Origin of the sequence: Pseudofrankia inefficax (genome assembly GCF_000166135.1) — a bacterium.
Classification (GTDB): domain Bacteria; phylum Actinomycetota; class Actinomycetes; order Frankiales; family Frankiaceae; genus Pseudofrankia; species Pseudofrankia inefficax.
In genome coordinates this window covers 5745973-5762306 of sequence record NC_014666.1, presented here as the reverse complement: position 1 = coordinate 5762306, position 16334 = coordinate 5745973, and the positions used below count along the sequence as shown (strand labels likewise).

At 72.8% G+C, this 16334-nt stretch carries 16 protein-coding genes; 5 read left to right on the top strand and 11 right to left on the bottom strand.

The features are described 5' to 3' along the window. Positions 1 to 44: 44 nt before the first annotated feature. From FRAEUI1C_RS23335 to FRAEUI1C_RS23295, 9 genes are all read right to left on the bottom strand, one after another. Entirely contained in the window at positions 45 to 704 is a 660-nt protein-coding gene (locus FRAEUI1C_RS23335) for a DsbA family oxidoreductase (RefSeq protein ID WP_013425815.1), read from the bottom strand. Positions 705 to 749: 45 nt separating this feature from the next. Further along, a complete protein-coding gene (locus FRAEUI1C_RS23330) occupies positions 750 to 2099 on the bottom strand; it encodes an ATP-dependent 6-phosphofructokinase (protein WP_041261293.1) in 1350 nt (449 codons plus the stop codon). Positions 2100 to 2230: 131 nt separating this feature from the next. After that, complete coding sequence (locus tag FRAEUI1C_RS23325) at positions 2231 to 3088, bottom strand: carbohydrate ABC transporter permease (protein WP_013425813.1); 858 nt, start codon at positions 3086 to 3088, stop codon at positions 2231 to 2233. 10 nt (positions 3089 to 3098) lie between these two features. After that, positions 3099 to 4076, bottom strand: a complete 978-nt coding sequence (locus tag FRAEUI1C_RS23320) for a carbohydrate ABC transporter permease (RefSeq protein ID WP_013425812.1) — start codon at positions 4074 to 4076, stop codon at positions 3099 to 3101. Positions 4077 to 4083: 7 nt separating this feature from the next. Continuing rightward, positions 4084 to 4989: a metallophosphoesterase gene (locus tag FRAEUI1C_RS23315; RefSeq protein ID WP_013425811.1), complete on the bottom strand. Its 906-nt coding sequence runs from the start codon at positions 4987 to 4989 to the stop codon at positions 4084 to 4086. A gap of 32 nt (positions 4990 to 5021) precedes the next feature. Continuing rightward, positions 5022 to 5987 (bottom strand): tyrosine-protein phosphatase, encoded by a 966-nt coding sequence (locus FRAEUI1C_RS23310; protein WP_013425810.1) that lies wholly within the window; start codon positions 5985 to 5987, stop codon positions 5022 to 5024. Positions 5988 to 6066: 79 nt separating this feature from the next. Next, positions 6067 to 7452, bottom strand: a complete 1386-nt coding sequence (locus tag FRAEUI1C_RS23305; protein ID WP_013425809.1) for an ABC transporter substrate-binding protein — start codon at positions 7450 to 7452, stop codon at positions 6067 to 6069. Positions 7453 to 7642: 190 nt separating this feature from the next. After that, complete coding sequence (locus FRAEUI1C_RS23300) at positions 7643 to 8815, bottom strand: ABC transporter ATP-binding protein (protein ID WP_013425808.1); 1173 nt, start codon at positions 8813 to 8815, stop codon at positions 7643 to 7645. Positions 8816 to 8993: 178 nt separating this feature from the next. Beyond that, a complete protein-coding gene (locus FRAEUI1C_RS23295) occupies positions 8994 to 9950 on the bottom strand; it encodes a MurR/RpiR family transcriptional regulator (protein ID WP_013425807.1) in 957 nt (318 codons plus the stop codon). Between the two features lie 154 nt (positions 9951 to 10104). Here FRAEUI1C_RS23295 and FRAEUI1C_RS23290 point away from each other — a divergent pair, with 154 nt between their 5' ends. Both FRAEUI1C_RS23290 and metX read left to right on the top strand, forming a co-directional pair. Then, positions 10105 to 11397, top strand: a complete 1293-nt coding sequence (locus tag FRAEUI1C_RS23290; RefSeq protein ID WP_013425806.1) for a bifunctional o-acetylhomoserine/o-acetylserine sulfhydrylase — start codon at positions 10105 to 10107, stop codon at positions 11395 to 11397. 75 nt (positions 11398 to 11472) lie between these two features. Then, the gene (metX, locus tag FRAEUI1C_RS23285) at positions 11473 to 12582 is read left to right on the top strand and encodes a homoserine O-acetyltransferase MetX (RefSeq protein WP_013425805.1); all 1110 of its coding nucleotides are present in this window, start codon (positions 11473 to 11475) and stop codon (positions 12580 to 12582) included. Here metX and FRAEUI1C_RS23280 read toward each other — a convergent pair. Further along, positions 12579 to 13091, bottom strand: coding sequence for a hypothetical protein (locus FRAEUI1C_RS23280; RefSeq protein WP_157735024.1), 513 nt, complete (start codon positions 13089 to 13091; stop codon positions 12579 to 12581). The two genes, metX and FRAEUI1C_RS23280, sit on opposite strands and share 4 nt — an antisense overlap. A gap of 162 nt (positions 13092 to 13253) precedes the next feature. Between FRAEUI1C_RS23280 and FRAEUI1C_RS23275 the strand changes: the two genes are divergently transcribed. Then, entirely contained in the window at positions 13254 to 14183 is a 930-nt protein-coding gene (locus tag FRAEUI1C_RS23275; protein WP_013425803.1) for a proline dehydrogenase family protein, read from the top strand. Between the two features lie 24 nt (positions 14184 to 14207). On the opposite strand, the gene FRAEUI1C_RS23270 is transcribed toward FRAEUI1C_RS23275, so the two are convergent. Continuing rightward, on the bottom strand, positions 14208 to 14723 hold the full coding sequence (locus FRAEUI1C_RS23270) for a MarR family winged helix-turn-helix transcriptional regulator (RefSeq protein ID WP_041259618.1): 516 nt from the start codon (positions 14721 to 14723) through the stop codon (positions 14208 to 14210). 77 nt (positions 14724 to 14800) lie between these two features. On the opposite strand from FRAEUI1C_RS23270, the gene FRAEUI1C_RS23265 reads away from it, so the two are divergent. After that, complete coding sequence (locus FRAEUI1C_RS23265; RefSeq protein ID WP_013425801.1) at positions 14801 to 15493, top strand: hypothetical protein; 693 nt, start codon at positions 14801 to 14803, stop codon at positions 15491 to 15493. Positions 15494 to 15502: 9 nt separating this feature from the next. Next, positions 15503 to 16267 (top strand): SDR family NAD(P)-dependent oxidoreductase, encoded by a 765-nt coding sequence (locus tag FRAEUI1C_RS23260; protein ID WP_013425800.1) that lies wholly within the window; start codon positions 15503 to 15505, stop codon positions 16265 to 16267. Positions 16268 to 16334 lie beyond the last annotated feature (67 nt).

Genomic DNA, 16334 nt, shown 5'->3' with positions numbered 1-16334 from the left:
CTGGGTGACTAACCTCACGCCCGCGGGGGAGCCGGGACGGCGCCTCAGGAGGCGGTGGCGTCCGCGGTGGCCAGGTCCCAGGCTTTCGAGAGGGCCTTCTCGAAGGTCTCGCGGGGCTGCGCGCCGGACACCGCGTACCGGGACTGGACCAGGAAGTACGGGACGCCGGTGATGCCCAGCTCGGCGGCGCGCGCCTCGTCGGCGCGGACCTGGCCGGCGAACTCGTCGCCCGCCGCGACCGCGCGCAGCCGCTCGCGGTCCAGGCCGAGGACGGCCACGGCGTCGGCCAGCTCGTCCGGGTCGGCGAGGTTCGCGCCCTTGGTGAAGTAGGCGGCGAACAGCTCCTCGGCGGCCGCGGCCTGCAGGTCCTCGGTGGCCGCGCACTGCAGGACGCGGTGCGCGGCGAACGTGCTGGTCGGCTTGATCGCGTCGAAGTCCAGGGTCAGGCCGACGGCCGCGGCCATCGTGGCGACCCGCTCGTTCATCGCGACGGCCTGCTCCCTGGTGACGCCGTACTTCGCCGCGAGCAGGTCGTAGATGCCGCTCGCCGGGACGCTGGGCGCGTGCGGGTCGAGCTCGAAGCTGTGCCAGCGGACCTCGACCTCGTCGGCATGCTCGAAGGTCGCCAGGGCACCCTCGAAGGACCGCTTCCCGATATAGCAGAACGGGCAGGCGACGTCCGACCAGATGTCGATCTGCAGCATGGCTTCCTCGGTCCTCCTGCGCGGTGCGCCGCTGAAAGCAAGGCGCTACTGAAAGCGGGGCGGCTGGCCGGTGGCTTCCAGCACCGACATCCACAGGTCACCCGACGGGTCGACCTGGTTGCGGTGGCTGATCGCCAGCGGGATCGGGATGTGGATGAACCGGCGCCGCCAGCGGCCCACGACCATCTCGGTGCGACCGGCCATCGCGGCGTGCACGGCGGCGTGCGCCAGCCGGATGCAGTAGACGCTGTCGTACGGGTTGGCCGGCACGCTGCGGATGACGTAGCTCGGGTCGATGTACTTCAGGTTGATCTCGACGCCGGCGCTGGTGAAGTAGTCGACGATCCGGCCGCTGAGGAACTGGCCCACGTCCGACAGCCGCCGGTTGCCTGAGGCGTCGGTGCCGGTCCCGAGGCCGTTGCTCTGCGCGTCGAAGAGCTCCTGGCCGGCGCCTTCGGCGGCGACCACCACCGCGTGGCCGGTCTCCTCGATCCGGCGGCGCAGGTAGCGCAGCAGCCCGTTCTCGCCGTCGAGCGTGAAGGGCACCTCGGGAATGAGCACCACGTCGGCGTCTGACTTGGCCAGCGAGGCATAGCAGGCGATGAAGCCGGAATGCCGTCCCATCAGCCGGACGAGCCCGAGCCCGCCGGGCGCGGACGTCGCCTCCGCGTGCGCGGCGGCGATCGACTCGCTCGCCTTCGCGAACGCGGTCTGGAAGCCGAAGCTCTGGTCGATGAACGGAATGTCGTTGTCGATCGTCTTCGGTATCCCGACGACGGCGATCTTCTCGCCCCGCTCGGTGGCGACCCGGGCGATCTCGCCGGCGCCGCGCAGCGTCCCGTCGCCGCCGATGACGAAAAGAATGCTGATGTTCATGCGGGACAGGCAGTCGACGATCTCCTCCGGGTCCTGCTGGCCCCGGGACGTGCCGAGAATCGTGCCGCCGTCCTCGCCGATCGTCGCGACCCGCTCCGCCGTCAGGTCGACGACGTCGTGGCCGTAGCGCGCGATGAATCCCTGATAGCCGTTGCGGAAGCCGAAGATGCGGGTCACGCCGTAGTGCGTGGTGAGCTCGGTCACCAGGCCCCGGATGACGTTGTTCAGCCCGGGGCACAGGCCGCCGCAGGTGACGATGCCGACCCTGGTCTTCGCCGGGTCGAAGTAGATCTTCCGGCGCGGGCCGGCCGCCTCGAAGCTGGGCAGCTCGGCCAGCGGGACGTTGCGCGACGAGACCATCGCCAGCGTGTCGTCGAGCAGGACCTTGTCGGCCTCGTCGATGTAGTGCTCGGTGGTCGGCCGCTCGCCCAACAGGGGCAGCAGGGGCGAGGTCACCCGACTGGGCCCGAGGCTACGGACCGCCAGCGTCGAATGATCGACGATCAGTGGTTCGCCCAGCGTAGCCACCGTGCCCTGATCCTCTCCCTGCCTGCGAGGTTCCTGCCTGCGTAGAGTCCCGAAGATCCTGCCCTTCCAGGACTTTCTGCGAGCCTACAGGCGCCGAAGGGCGACGCCGGGCCGTGCTCGGCTCAGCGCAGCCCGGAGCGGACGAAGGCGTCGATGACCTGGCGCTGCAGCACGACGTACAGCGCGAAGATCGGCAGACAGGCCAGCCCGGAGGCGGCCATGATGGCGCCCCAGTCGTTGCCCTCCTGGGTGAGGTAGCCGCGGATGCCGAGCTGGATCACCGAGTTCGCCCGCTGCAGCACCAGCGCCGGCCAGAAGTACTCGTTCCAGGCGCTGATGAACAGCAGGATCGCCAGCGACGCGAGCACCGGGCGCAGGTTCGGCACGACGACCGTCCACAGCGTCGACCAGGAGCGCCGGCCGTCGATCTTCGCCGCGTCCAGCAGCTCCCGGGGGAAGGCCTGCATGTGCTGGCGCAGCATGAGCACGGCCAGCGCCGAGCACAACGTCGGGACGACCACGCCGGCCAGGCTGTTGAGCAGGCCCAGCTTGTTGAGCACCAGGTAGTTGGAGATCATCGTGACCTGGAACGGGACGAGCCAGGTGACGACGAACAGCAGGAACAGCACGTTCTTGCCGCGGAAGTCCCAGGCCGCGAACGCGTAGGCGGCGAGCAGACAGACCAGCAGCTGCCCGACCGTCGACGCCGCCGCGATCACGAGGGTGTTGGCGAGCAGCACCGGGACGTCCAGCGAGTGCAGGACGTAGTGGTAGTTGCGCAGCGACAGCGGCCACGGCAGCGGGTTCTGGCTGAGGATGTCGCCGGGCCGGCGCAGCGACCCGGCGTACATCCAGTAGATCGGGACGATGCTGAGCAGGCTCAGCACGACCATCACCGCGTGCCGCCCGGCCGCGCCGGCCCAGGCCAGCCGCGCCTTCGGCGGCCCGGCGAGGGCGGCCCCGGCCGTCTGGACGCTCATCTGGTGCTCCTTAGTTGTCGTGGAAGCTGAACCGGTCGGCGAGCGCGACGAGCGCGGCCGCGATGAGCCCGAACACCAGGAAGAAGACGATCCCGGCCGCGGACGCGAGACCGGCGTCGAAGTTGCGGAAGCCGAGCTCCCAGAGCAGGTAGTAGACGTTCGACGAGCTGTCGCCCGGACCACCCTGGGTGAGCGAGTCCAGCAGCGGGAAGGTCCACTGCCCGGACAGCAACACCGTCATCAGCACCAGGAACAGCAGGGTCGAGCGCAGCAGCGGCAGCGTCACCCAGCGCAGGATCTGCCAGCCGGTGGCACCGTCGATCGCGGCGGCCTCGCCGTAGTCGGCGCTGATGCCGGTCAGGCCGGCCGAGACGACGAGCGTCGCGAAGCCGCACATCGACCACGCGGTGATCGCCAGGATCGCCGGCAGCGCCGTCCCCTCGGTGCGCAGCCAGTTGTGCGGGGCGACGCCGAACCAGCCGAGCGCCTGGTTCGACAGGCCGGTCGGGTCGAGCAGCCAGTTCCACACGGCGGCGGCCGCGACCGGCGCCACCAGCATCGGCAGGAAGACGATCGCCCGGTACACGTTGCGGCTGCGGCCGCCGAGCCGGCGGGTGACCAGCGCGATGACCGTCGGCAGCGCCACCGAGAACGGCAGCAGGCCGAGGATGTAGTAGACGGTGTTCAGCGTCGCCCGGCGCAGGCCCGGCTGGGTGAAGACCTCGGCGTACTTGTGGAACCCGACGTACGTCATCGGCGACGTCGGCAGCAGGTTCCAGTCGTAGAAGGACAGCTGCACCGCCTCGACCAGCGGCTTGTACGTCCACAGCACCAGGCAGGCGACGGCCGGCAGCAGGTAGAGATAGGGCGGGGCCGCTGCGAGCAGCCGCCGGGCGAGCGCGGGCCGGGCCGCCACCGGCTGGGAGACAGCGGTGACGGTCCGGCCCGCGCCGGTGAGCGCCGCCGGGGCGGCGAGCTCGACGAACATCGGGTGCCTACGCCTTCGTGAGCTTGTCGAGGTCCTCGTGGGTCAGCTCGGCGTCGGGGTCGAGCTCGTCGGCGTACTTCGCCAGCATGTCGGGGGTCAGCTCGTAGATGGAGTCGCCGACCGTCGTCGGGATGACGGTGGCGACGGCCTGGCCGGCGTAGACGTCGATCCGGGTGAACACGCCCCCGGTGACGCCCGCGTAGCCGCCGGCCGGGCCGAGCGCGCGGGCCGCGTAGGCGGTCGCCCCCGCGACCCAGACCGGCACGCCGCCGAGGATCCCGACCGAGCCGTGGTGCGCGTGGCCGGCGAGCACGATCCGCACGTCGGTGCCGGCGATCACCTGGCCGAGGCGCTCCGGCGCCTCCAGGACCATGGTGTTGAGCATGCCGATCGGCGAGGGCACCGGCGGGTGGTGCAGCGCGAGGATCGTGCCGGCCGGCGCGGGGGTGGCGAGCTCGGCGGCCAGCCAGGCCAGCTGCTCGTCGGACAGCACGCCGAGGACCTCGCCGGGCTCGGTCGAGTCGAGCGCGATGATCCGCAGGTCGCCGGACCAGAACACGTAGTCGTAGGGCTCGGTCGTCGGCTCGGCGCCGAGCAGGCCCTCCCGGAACGGGCCGCGGCTGTCGTGGTTGCCCATCATGTACAGCACCGGCAGGCCGAGCGCGCCGGCCCGCTGCTCCACGTAGGCGCGCAGCCGCCGGTAGGAGGCCAGGTCGCCGGCGTCGGCGAGGTCACCGGACAGCACCAGCGCGGCCACGTCGATGCCGGACTGCTCGATCTGGTCGAACGCGGCAGCGACGTTGGCGAGGGTGTCGAGCGTGCCGTGGTACAGCTCGCCCTCGGGCACGATGTGGGTGTCGGAGAGCTGGATGACGGTGTGCGTCGGGGTCGGGGGGTCGGTCAGAAAGCGCACGGAGAGCTCCCGGTGGTGGTCGGTCGGGGTCGTCAGGCTGGGTCGTGGTCGAGCGGGGTGTCGGTCGCGGCGTCGCCGTCGGTCGTGGCCGGACTGTCGGTCACCAGCAGGGCCTCGGCCAGCGCGTCGAGCGCCTCGTCGGTGGCGCCGTGGGCGAGCAGGTAGCCACGGGCCGAGCCGTGGCTGGCCCGGACCCGCGCGAGCGCCGTCAGGATCAGCTCCGGCGGGGAGCTCATCAGGTCGCTGGGCAGGTTGTCCGGGTCGCCGCCGGCAGCCGACGCCGAGAGCCGGCGGATCGCGGCCTGCGCCTCGTCGCCGAGCAGCTCGGCCGTCAGCGCGTAGTCGCGGGCGATGACCTCGTCCGGGACGCCGAGCAGGTCAAGCACCAGCATGATCGTCAGCCCGGTCCGGTCCTTCCCGGCCGAGCAGTGCACGATCGCGGGCAGGGCGCCGGGCTCGGCGAGCGCGAGCACCGCGGCGGTCAGCCGGTCGCCCTTGCCGTCGAGGATGAAGTCGTAGATCGACGCCAGCGTCATCCCGGCCCCGGCCGCCTGGGCCGTGCGCGCGCCCTCGGCCGCCGCGGCGCCGGACCCGGGAGCGTTGTCGCCGGCGGCGGGAGCGTCGCCGGAGGTCGCCGGGACGACGGTCGGCAGGCTGGACGTGCCGGTGCCGTCGGAGAAGATCGGGATCCACCTGGTGGTGATCGGCAGCCGGCCGAGCGCGTCCGGCTCGTGCGCGGCCTCCTGCGCCTCGCGCAGGTCGACGACGGTGCGCACCCCGAGCTGCGCGAACACCGCGCGGGCCTGGTCGCCGAGGCCGTGCATCGCCGCCGAGCGCAGCAGGGTGCGGCGCCGGACCCGGCGGCCGTCGGCGGCCCGGTAGTCGCCCACGTCCCGCAGGTTGAGCGAGCCGGCCAGCCGCAGCACGCGGTCGGCGTCGGCGGCACTGTCGAGGCCGGCCGTGCCGAGGCCGGGAGTGTCTTCCAGGTCGAGTGTCATGGTCCTCAGGGTTTCAAGTCCTGGCGGCGCGCGCTGCCGCACGGTCGACAAGCGCGCGCCGCACGTCGGACGATCTGGGTCAGGAGGCGGGCAACAGCTTGTCGCCCTGCCTGGCGGCGTCGGCGAGCGTCGTCTTCGGGTCCTTGCCCTGGTAGATGGCGCTCTCGGCCGCGGACATCATCAGGTCGGTGATCTGCTGGTAGCCGTTGCCGGGGAACGAGACCCACGGCTTCAGCCGGGTCAGCTGGTCGAGGTTCGGCTTGATCAGCGGGTGCTGGTCCGCCCACGGCTTCAGGTAGGCGGGGTCGTCGACCAGGCTGGTCCGCAGCGGCAGGTAGCCGATCTTCGAGGAGATCTCGGTGTACGCGTGGTCGCTGGTCAGGAACTTGATCAGGTCCCAGCCGGCGCGCTGTTTGGCCGGGTCGTTGGAGAAGATCGACAGGCCGGAGCCGGAGTTGGTCGGGACGGCGGGGGCGGTGCCGAAGCCCGGCTCGGCGGCGGCGGTCAGGTCCCAGTGGCCCGCCTGCGCGCCGGCGATGAAGGCGCCCTGCAGGGCCGAGGTCTCCAGCATCATGCCGAGGTCACCCTTGGTGAAGGCGTCCATGGCCTGGGCCTGGGAGAAGTTCGGGGTCGCGCCGGACTTGTACAGGTCCGCGGCCATCGAGACGGCACCGACGGCGGCGGGCTGGTCGAAGGTCAGCGACTTGCGGTCGGCGGAGATGACCTGGCCGCCGTTGGAGCGCACCAGGCTCTGGAAGCACCAGTCGCCGGCGCCCTTCGTGGTGCAGTCCAGGTAGACGCCGTCCTTGCCGGCCTTCTGCTTGATCGCCAGGGCGTCGGTCCTGACCTCGTCCCAGGTGGTCGGCGGCTTCGTCGGGTCGAGCCCGGCGGCCTTGAACAGCGAGGCGTTGATCCACAGCACCGGCGTGGAGAACACGTACGGCATCGTGTAGGTGTGCCCGTTCAGGTCGCCCAGGGTGGTGGCCGCCGGGGCGAACGGGTGGGTGCCGGCGAAGTTGGCCTTGACGGCGTCGGTGCCGACGAGGCTGTCCAGCGGCTTCGCGGCCAGCGCCGTCGCGGCGAAGTCGAGCGCGTTGAAGGTGATCTGGGCGACGTCCGGCGGGTTGCCGGCCAGGGCCTCGGTCTTGATGCTGCCGACGAAGTCACCGGCGGTCGCGCTCGTCGGCGGCTGGGCCTTGACGGTGATGTTCGGGTACTGCTTCTCGAAGTCCGCGATGAGGCCCTCGATGACCGGCTTCCAGGTGCCGGTGTTCGCCAGGTTGTAGCTCTCGAACGTGATCGAGACCTTCTGGTCGGCCGTCAGCTCGGGAATGGTGGCGCCGGCGCGGGAGGTCGCGCCGGCGGCGGTGCCGGTCGTGGTCGTGCCGCCGGTGGCGCAGGCGGCCGCGAGACAGGACAGCAGCGCGAGGCCGGCGGCCGCGCGGGCGAGGCGTGGACGTGCCACGTCAGGGCTCCTTTGTGTTCGCGAGACGAGGTTGTGTTCGCGAGACGAGGTGTTCGCGAGACGGCGTGTCCGCGAGAGCGGGATCCGCGTGCCCGCCATGGGGCGGGCACGCCTCAGAACGGCGTCGCCCGGGTGTGGGCGGCCGTGGGGTGGCGTGCTCGGGTACCGGGCGGTCAGGCGGGGGAGACGGTCAGGCGGGGGAGGCTGTGAGCTCGACCGGGCGGGACGGGCTCGGGATCGCGGCGCCGGGCGTCCAGGCGAGCCGGCGCCCGGACTCCCGGCCGAAGAGGTGGACGTGCTCGGGCGTCGTGGTCAGGGTGACCGGAGTGCCGATGGCCAGGCCGAGCGGGCGCGGCCCGCGCACGGCGACGGCTGCCGGCCGACCGGTCCCGGGGTCGGCGGTGCCGAGCGACACCCAGCCGACCTCCTCGCTGCCGAGGTTCTCCAGGCCGGTCACGGTCCCGGTGAGCCGGGCCTCGCCGGGCCCGGCCGGGGCGCCGGCCGGGACCACCCGCAGGTGCTCCGGCCGGAGGCCGAGGGTGAGCTCGACCGGGTCGGTCGTCCCGGGCCACAGCGGGAGGTCGGCGCCGTCGGCGGTGACGACGATCCGCCCGTCCCGGGTGCTGGCCCGCGCGGGCAGCAGGTTCATCGGGGGCGAGCCGAGGAAGCCGGCGACGAACACCGACGCGGGGGTGTCGTAGACCTCGGTCGGCGTGCCGACCTGCTCCAGGCGGCCCCGGTCGAGCAGCGCGACCCTGGTCGCCATCGTCATGGCCTCGATCTGGTCGTGGGTGACGTAGATGAAGGTGGAGCCCAGCCGGCGGTGCAGGGCGGTGAGCTCGGTGCGGGTGGCCGTGCGCAGCTTCGCGTCGAGGTTGGACAGCGGCTCGTCCATCAGGAAGGCCCGGGGGTCGCGGACCAGCGCGCGGCCCAGCGCGACCCGCTGGCGCTGCCCGCCGGACAGCTCGCGCGGCCGGCGGGCGAGCAGCCCGTCGAGCTCGAGCTGGGTGGCGACCTCGCGGACCCGGCGGGCGATCTCGGCCTTCGGCCGGCGCGCGGCCCGCAGCGGGAAGCCGATGTTGCGCTCGACGGACAGGTGCGGGTACAGGGCGTAGCTCTGGAAGACCATCGCCACGTCGCGGTCGCGGGGCGGCAGGTAGGTGATGTCGCGGTCGGCGAGCATGACCCGCCCACCGCTCGGCTGGATCAGGCCGGCGATCATGCGCAGCAGCGTCGTCTTGCCGCAGCCGCTGGGGCCCAGCAGGACGAGGAAGTCGCCGTCGGCGATGTCCAGGGACACCTCGTCGACGGCCCGGGTCACGCCGAACTGCTTCGTGAGCCCCTCGATGCGAATCCCTGCCACAGGTGTCTCCCCGGTGTGACGTGCCTCATGTACTGGAATTCCATAGATCGGCGATCCATGAATTTCCGTTACATGGGCAGAATCGGGGACCCAGATGAACGGCGCGGATACTCCCCACGAAGCCGCGCGGACGGCTGGGGCAACCCTCCCGCCGGGCGAACCCGGGTACTGACCGTGATCAGTCCTCGTCGGCGGTGGCGGGCTCGTCCGGGCCGATGATCATCGTGCCGAGCAGCTTGCGCTGCTCCTCGGCCGAGGTGCCCGGCGCGCCCTCCCGGCGCAGCCCGACGGCGAGCTGGAGCGCGTTCACCAGGAGTAGCGACGGCAGCCGGCTGCCGATGGTGTCGCTGCCGAGCGGCCAGTGCGCCACGCCGACGACGAGGGTGGCGCTGGCGAGCCCGGCGACCGGGCCGGCGGCGTAGCTGGTCATCAGGACGATCGACGCGCCCCGCTCCCGCGCGATCGTGGCGACCCGGAACGTCAGCTCGTTCACACCGCTGCCGGTGATCAGGAGGCAGGCGTCGGCCTCGGACAGGCCGGCCGCGGCCAGCTGCTGGGTCTGCGCGTCCGCGGGTGCCTCGACCGACCGGCCGACCGAGAGGAACCGCAGCGCCGCGTCCTGCGCGACCGGGGCCGAGCCGCCGTTGCCGACGACCAGCAGCCGGCGCGCGCCGTCGAGCAGGTCGACGGCCAGCGCGACCTGGTCCCGGTCGAGGGCGGTCAGCGAGTCCGCGAGCACGGCCCGGCCGAGTTCGAAGACGGTGTCGACGATCTGGTTCGGCGGGTCACCGGCCCGCGGCTCGCGCAGGGGGGCGCGAGTACCGGCGGTGCCGGCCTCCGCCTCGCGGAAGTAGGCGCCGGCCTCCCTGGCGAACGCGACCCGCAGCTGCTGGAAGCCCCGGAACCCCATCGACTGGCACGCCCGGACCACCGTCGCCGCGGACACCTCGGCGGCCGCCGCGAGCTGCGCCGCCGACCAGTCGGCCACCTCGTCGGCACGCCGCAGGCACACCTCCGCGACCCGGCGCTCGCTGGGGATCAGTGCCGGCAGGGTCGCCCGGATGGTCGCGAACAGGCTGCCGGGACTCGGCTGGGCCGTCGGGGCCGCGGGCTGAGGCGCGGCGGAGCTGACCATGCGTACGTCTTACCTGACCTGCCAGGCGTCCGTCGCGAGTGTTACCGAACTGCGGCGACGCCATGTCGGCAACGTGACGGCGCCCTTGTTGGTCATTTTGTTCGTCGGTACGGTCGAGAAGCCGCACGTCAGGAACCCCGAGAGGACCCAGCACATGGTCGCCGACAGCTGGTCGTTCGAGACCCGCCAGATCCATGCCGGTGCCCAGCCGGACCCGACCACGGGCGCCCGCGCGGTCCCGATCTACCAGACGACCAGCTACGTCTTCCGGGACACCGACCACGCGGCGGCGCTGTTCGCCCTCGGCGAGCCGGGCAACATCTACACCCGGATCATGAACCCGACCCAGGACGTCTTCGAGCAGCGGATCGCCGCGCTCGAAGGTGGTGTGGGCGCGCTCGCGGTCTCCTCCGGCCAGGCCGCCGAGACGCTGGCGATCCTCAACCTGGCCGAGAGCGGCGACCACCTCGTCGCGTCGGCGAGCCTCTACGGCGGCACCTACAACCTGCTGCACTACACGCTGCCGAAGCTGGGCATCACGGTCTCCTTCGTCGAGGACCCGGACGACCTGTCCGCCTGGGAGGCGGCCATCCAGCCGAACACGAAGGCCTTCTACGGCGAGAGCGTCGGCAACCCCAAGGGCGACGTGCTCGACACCGAGGGCATCGCCGAGCTCGCGCACCGCCACGGCATCCCGGTGGTCGTCGACAACACGCTGACCACGCCGTACCTGTACCGGCCGCTGGAGCACGGCGCCGACATCGTCGTCCACTCCGCGACGAAGTTCATCGGCGGCCACGGCACCGCGATCGGCGGCGTCATCGTCGACGGCGGCACGTTCGACTTCGGCGCCTCCGGCCGGTTCCCGAACTTCACCACCCCGGACCCGAGCTACCACGGCCTGGTCTACTGGGACGCCCTCGGCCACGGCTCGTACATCGCCAAGGCGCGGGTCCAGCTGCTGCGCGACATCGGCGCCGCGATCTCGCCGTTCAACTCCTTCCTGCTGATCCAGGGCCTGGAGACGCTGTCGCTGCGGATCGAGCGGCACGTCGCGAACGCGCAGAAGGTGGCCGAGTGGCTGCAGGCGCGCGACGAGGTCAGCTGGGTGAACTACCCGGGGCTGCCGTCGTCGCAGTGGTACGACCGGGCCCAGCGGGTGCTGCCGCGGGGCGCGGGCTCGATCCTCTCGTTCGGCATCCAGGGCGGCGCGCCGGCCGGCCGTAAGTTCGTCGACGGCGTCGAGCTGTTCAGCCACCTGGCCAACGTCGGTGACGTCCGCTCACTGATCATCCACCCGGCGACGACGACGCACTCCCAGCTCACCGAGGCCGAGCAGGCGGCGACCGGCGTCACCCCGGACCTGATCCGGCTCTCGGTCGGCATCGAGCACATCGACGACATCCTCGCCGACCTCGACGCCGGTTTCCGCGCGGCCAAGGACTGAGCCACGGTCACCGTCGACGATGCGCGGGTCGCGCCGGCCGAGGCGATCCCGGCCTCGGCCGCCTGGCGGCCCGGGGTGGACCCGGCCGGCGGCCGGCGCTTCGTCGTGCTCGACCGTCCCGTCGAGCTGGAGCTGGGCGGGACGCTGCCGGCGGTCACCGTCGCCTACGAGACGTGGGGCCGGGCCCGGCGGGACGCCACCGGCCGGATCGCGAACGCGGTGCTGGTGGCGCACGCGCTGTCCGGCGACAGCCACGCGGCCGGGCCGGCCGGGCCCGGGCACCCGACGGCCGGCTGGTGGGACGCGCTGATCGGCCCCGGCCGGCCGATCGACACCGACCGGTTCCACGTCGTGTGCCCCAACGTGCTCGGTGGCTGCCAGGGGACCACCGGCCCCGCCGCCGCGGCGCCCGACGGCGCGCCCTGGGGGAGCCGGTGGCCGGAGGTCACCATCGCCGACCAGGTTCGGGTCGAGGCTGCGTTCGGCGCTGATCTCGGGATCGCGCGCTGGGCGGCGGTGATCGGCGGCTCGATGGGTGGCATGCGGGCGCTGGAATGGGCCGTGGCGTTCCCGGAGCGGGTCGAGCGGGCCGTGGTCATCGCCTGCGGGGCGACGGCGACCGCCGACCAGCTCGGCCTCTACGCCGCCCAGCTCGACGCGATCACGCTCGACCCCGGCTGGCGAGGCGGCGACTACCACCGGGCGGCGCCGGGCGACGGTCCCCATGCCGGGCTCGGGCTGGCCCGCCGGCTGGGACAGCTCAGCTACCGCAGCGAGGCGGAGCTCGCGGCCCGGTTCGCCAACCGGGTCCAGCCCGACGGCCGGTTCGCCGTCGCCTCCTACCTCGACCACCACGCGGTCAAGCTCGCCCGCCGCTTCGACGCGGGCAGCTACCTGACGCTGACCCGGGCGATGATGACCCAGGACGTCGGCCGGGGGCGGGGCGGGGCCGCCGCCGCGCTGGCCGGCTGCCCGGTCGCGCTCACGATCGCCGGCGTCGACTCGGACCGTCTTTACCCGCTCTACCTGCAACGCCAGCTCGCCGCCTGGGCCGGCGCCGCGGGGCCGACGGTGATCCGCTCGCCGTACGGGCACGACGGATTCCTGCTGGAGAACGACCAGATCGGGGCCGTGGTGGCGGCGGCGCTCGACGGTCAGGCCCCGCCGGCCGGCTGGAGGGCCTAGCTGGTCGCCGGCTTGGTCACGGCCCAGCAGAGGTCGGACCAGCCGGGCGGGGCGTCGTTGCCGAGGTAGTACCAGCCGGGCGGCAGGAACGTGCCCCACGGCGGCGGCGATCCCGCGACGACGGGGCCTAGGTCGTTCGGGATCAGGAATGGCAGGGTGCCGCTGGCGCAGCCGCCCCGGCCCGCGCGGAACAGCGGGTGGTGGGTGTTCGGGGGCTCCTGGCACAGGATCGCCGTCGTCGGCGGCCAGTAGAGGCCGGTCTGCGCGTAGAAGCCGCCCTCGACCCGGACGGCCCTGCTGGCCGCGGCCGGGCCGTCCGCCGGGATGTCGGTGCGGGCGCTGCCGGCGCAGTAAGGGCCGGGCGATCCGCCGGCGAGGGCCGGAGTGGCCGGGCCGACGGTGGCTCCGCAGGACGCGGCGACGGCGGTGGCCACCGCGATCTCGGCGACCCGGCGGCTCGTCCGGCGGCGACGGCGCGTGGCGGACGGTGTGGTTCTCCCCTTATTCACGGAGCGTAATATAGTTATCGCTATGGGATGTCGTGGTGCGGCGAATGGGCATGTCGTCATCGAAACGTGGTCTTGACGTAACCAGACAGAAATCATTTCGTCGAATGGACGCGGCGGGTGACGTGCTCGAAGCTGGCTGTGTATCGCCAGAGGAGGCGTCGGATGATCCGTCGGGTGCTGCTCGCGGCCTCGCGCAGCGCGCGAGCCCGCGAGTTCGTGGTCGCCACCCCGGTGACGCGCCGGGTCGTCGACCGGTTCGTCGCCGGTGAACGGCCGCTCGACGCGTTGGAGGTCGTTCGGGGCCTGGCCGGCGAGGGGATTCTCGCGACCGTCGACCGGCTCGGCGAACGGGGTGCCGACCTCACCGACGCGCGGGAGGCGACGACCGCCTACCTCGGCCTGCTCGACCTCGCCGAGGACGCGGGGCTGGCCGCCGGGCTCGACGTCTCGGTCAAGCTCTCGGCGCTCGGCCGGCTCATCCCGTGCGGCGGCTGGAAGATCTGCTACGACAACGCGGCGGAGATCTGCGCGCGCGCCGCCGTCGTCGGCGCGACCGTCACCCTCGACGCCGAGGAGCACACGACCATCGAGCCGGCCCTGCGGCTGCTCACCGACCTGCGCCGCGACCACCCGGCGACCGGCGCCGTGCTGCAGGCCTACCTGCGCCGGACCGAGGACGACTGCCGGCGGTTCGCCGTTGCCGGTGCCCGGGTGCGGCTGTGCAAGGGCGCGTACCGCGCGCCGCGCGACGTCGCCTGGACGCACCGGCCCGAGGCCGACGCGGCGTACGCCCGCTGCCTGCGGATCCTGATGGCCGGCGACGGCTACCCGATGGTGGCGACCCACGACCCGAGCCTGCTGGCGCTCGCGGAGCGGCTGGCCGAGGAGCACGGCCGCGCGGCCAGCAGCTTCGAATACCAGCTGCTGCACGGGATCCGCCCGCACGAGCAGCTGCGCCTGGCCAGCATCGGCGCCCAGGTCCGGGTCTACCTGCCGTACGGGCCCGACTGGTACCCGTACCTGCTGCGCCGGATGGCCGAGCGCCCCGCCAACCTCGCCCTCTTCCTGCGCGCCCTGCGCAGCCAGGCCTGAGCGGCGCGGCGGTGGCCGACGCCGTCAGGCGTGGGGCTTCTTGGCTTTCCCGCTCGGGAGCGAGCGGTAGCCGGGGTGGACACCTGGCGTGAGGCCCTGCTGCTCGGCGATCCGGTTCAGCAGCGCGGTCAGCTGCCGGTGTTCGTCGGCGGCGAGCCCCTGAACCAGCTGCTGCTCGTGGGCCGCGCTCGCCGTGCGCAGCTCGGCCAGCAGCTCGGTGCCCCGACCGGTGAGGTGCAGCGCGTAGAGGCGCCGGTCGGTCGGGTTCCTGCGGCGCTCGATCAGCCCGCGCTCCTCCAGCTCGTCGGCGAACGGGACGAAGCGGCTCGGCGGCATCCCCAGGTCGTCGGCGAGCTCGCGCTGACTGCGTCCGGGGCTCACGGCCAGCAGGCGCAGTAGCCCCGCCTGCGGGGGAGTCAGGTCCAGGGCGGCGACCCGCCGCGCGAACAACCCGGTCGCGTGCGCTCCGAGCTGGGCCAGCAGAAACGCGGCGCCGGGCCCCTGCGGTCCTGGGCGCGAACCCTCGTCAGTCGTCGCCATGGCGGTATTATGCACCCTTGACATCGTTACAAGTTGGAATCATTATCTGATGTATATCGATTGACCGAGGAGCCGTCATGACTGCCACTGCCGCCCCACCCGTCACTGGGACCGCCAACCGCCGGCCGCAGTCCGGTCCGCCGCTGCTGGCTCCCGTGCTGGCCTTCACCGGGCTGACCATCGCGTACGTCGTCGCCAACCGATCTACCCCGCACCCCGACGCCTCCGGCCTGGAAGTGCTGCACTACGCGGGGCTGCACGGCACCACGATCAAAGTCGGCGCCTTCCTGCTGTTCGCCTCCGGAGTGCCGCTCGCGGTCACGGCCGCGGTGCTCTACCGGCGGCTTCGGGCGCTCGGCATCACCGCGCCGGGCTCGGCGATCACTCTGGTCGGCGGAGTGCTGGCCGCCGGCGCGCTGGCGCTCAGCGCGCTGTTCGGCTGGGCCGGCGGACGGCTCCCGGCCACCGCCGACCCGGCGCTCGCCCGGGCGCTGGCCGATCTCGGATTCCTCGCCGGCGGCCCCGGCTACGCGGTGATGTTCGCGCTGCTGATCGCCGGAGTCTCGGTGACGGGCCTGCTCGCCGGGCTGCTGCCCCGGGCGGCGACCTGGACCGGGCTGCTCCTCGCGGCCGTCGGCATGGTCTCCAGCCTCACGTTGCTGGGCTCCGGCTTCGGCTACCTGTTGCCGGTCGTCCGCTTCGGCGGCCTGATCTGGCTGGTGGTGGCCGCCGCTCTGCTCCCGCGCACCCGCCCGTCCCGTCACCCGTAGGAGATCCGGATGCCCGGCAGCTACCCCGACCTGGCCGGCCAGGTCGTCGTCATCACCGGTGGCTCGCGCGGAATCGGCGCGCGGACCGCGCGGTCGTTCGCCCGCCAGGGCGCCAAGGTCTGCGTCGTCGGCCGCGACCGGGACGCCCTGGCCTCGGTCGTCGCCGACCTCACCTCCGCGGGTGGCACCGCGATCAGCGAGGTCGCCGACGTCACCGACTCCGCCGCCCTGGCCGGTGTGCGCGACGAGGTCGAAGCGCGGCTCGGCCCGGTCGACGTGCTGGCCGCCTTCGCGGGCGGCCAGGGCTTCCCGGTCCCCTCCGCCGCGCTCTCCGAGGAGCGGTGGCGCCAGATCCTCGACTCGGACCTGACCTCGGCCTTCCTGACCATCCAGGCGTTCCTGCCTGGGATGCTCGAACGCGGCCGGGGCTCCATCCTGACCATGTCCTCCGCCGCCGGCCGCCAGCCCAGCCAGGCCAACCTCGCGTACGGCGTCGCCAACGCCGGCCTCGTGATGCTGACCCGCCAGCTGGCCACCGAGCTCGGCCCCCACGGCATCCGCGTCAACTGCATCGCCCCGTCCTCGATCCGCACCGAGAAGGTGGAGGCGCGCATGCCAGCCGAGGTCAAGGAACAGGTGGCCGCCGCCCACCCGCTGCGCCGCCTGGGCAGCACCGATGACGTCGCCCAGACGGCCCTCTTCCTCGCCTCCGACGCGGCGGCGTGGCTGACCGGCGTGACGATCGACGTCGCCGGCGGCCGGGTGACGGGGTAGGGACCTCACCCCGTCGGTAGCTGAAATCGGCTGGCCGTGGTCACGGCGGGCTGGTTGGCTGTCGCAC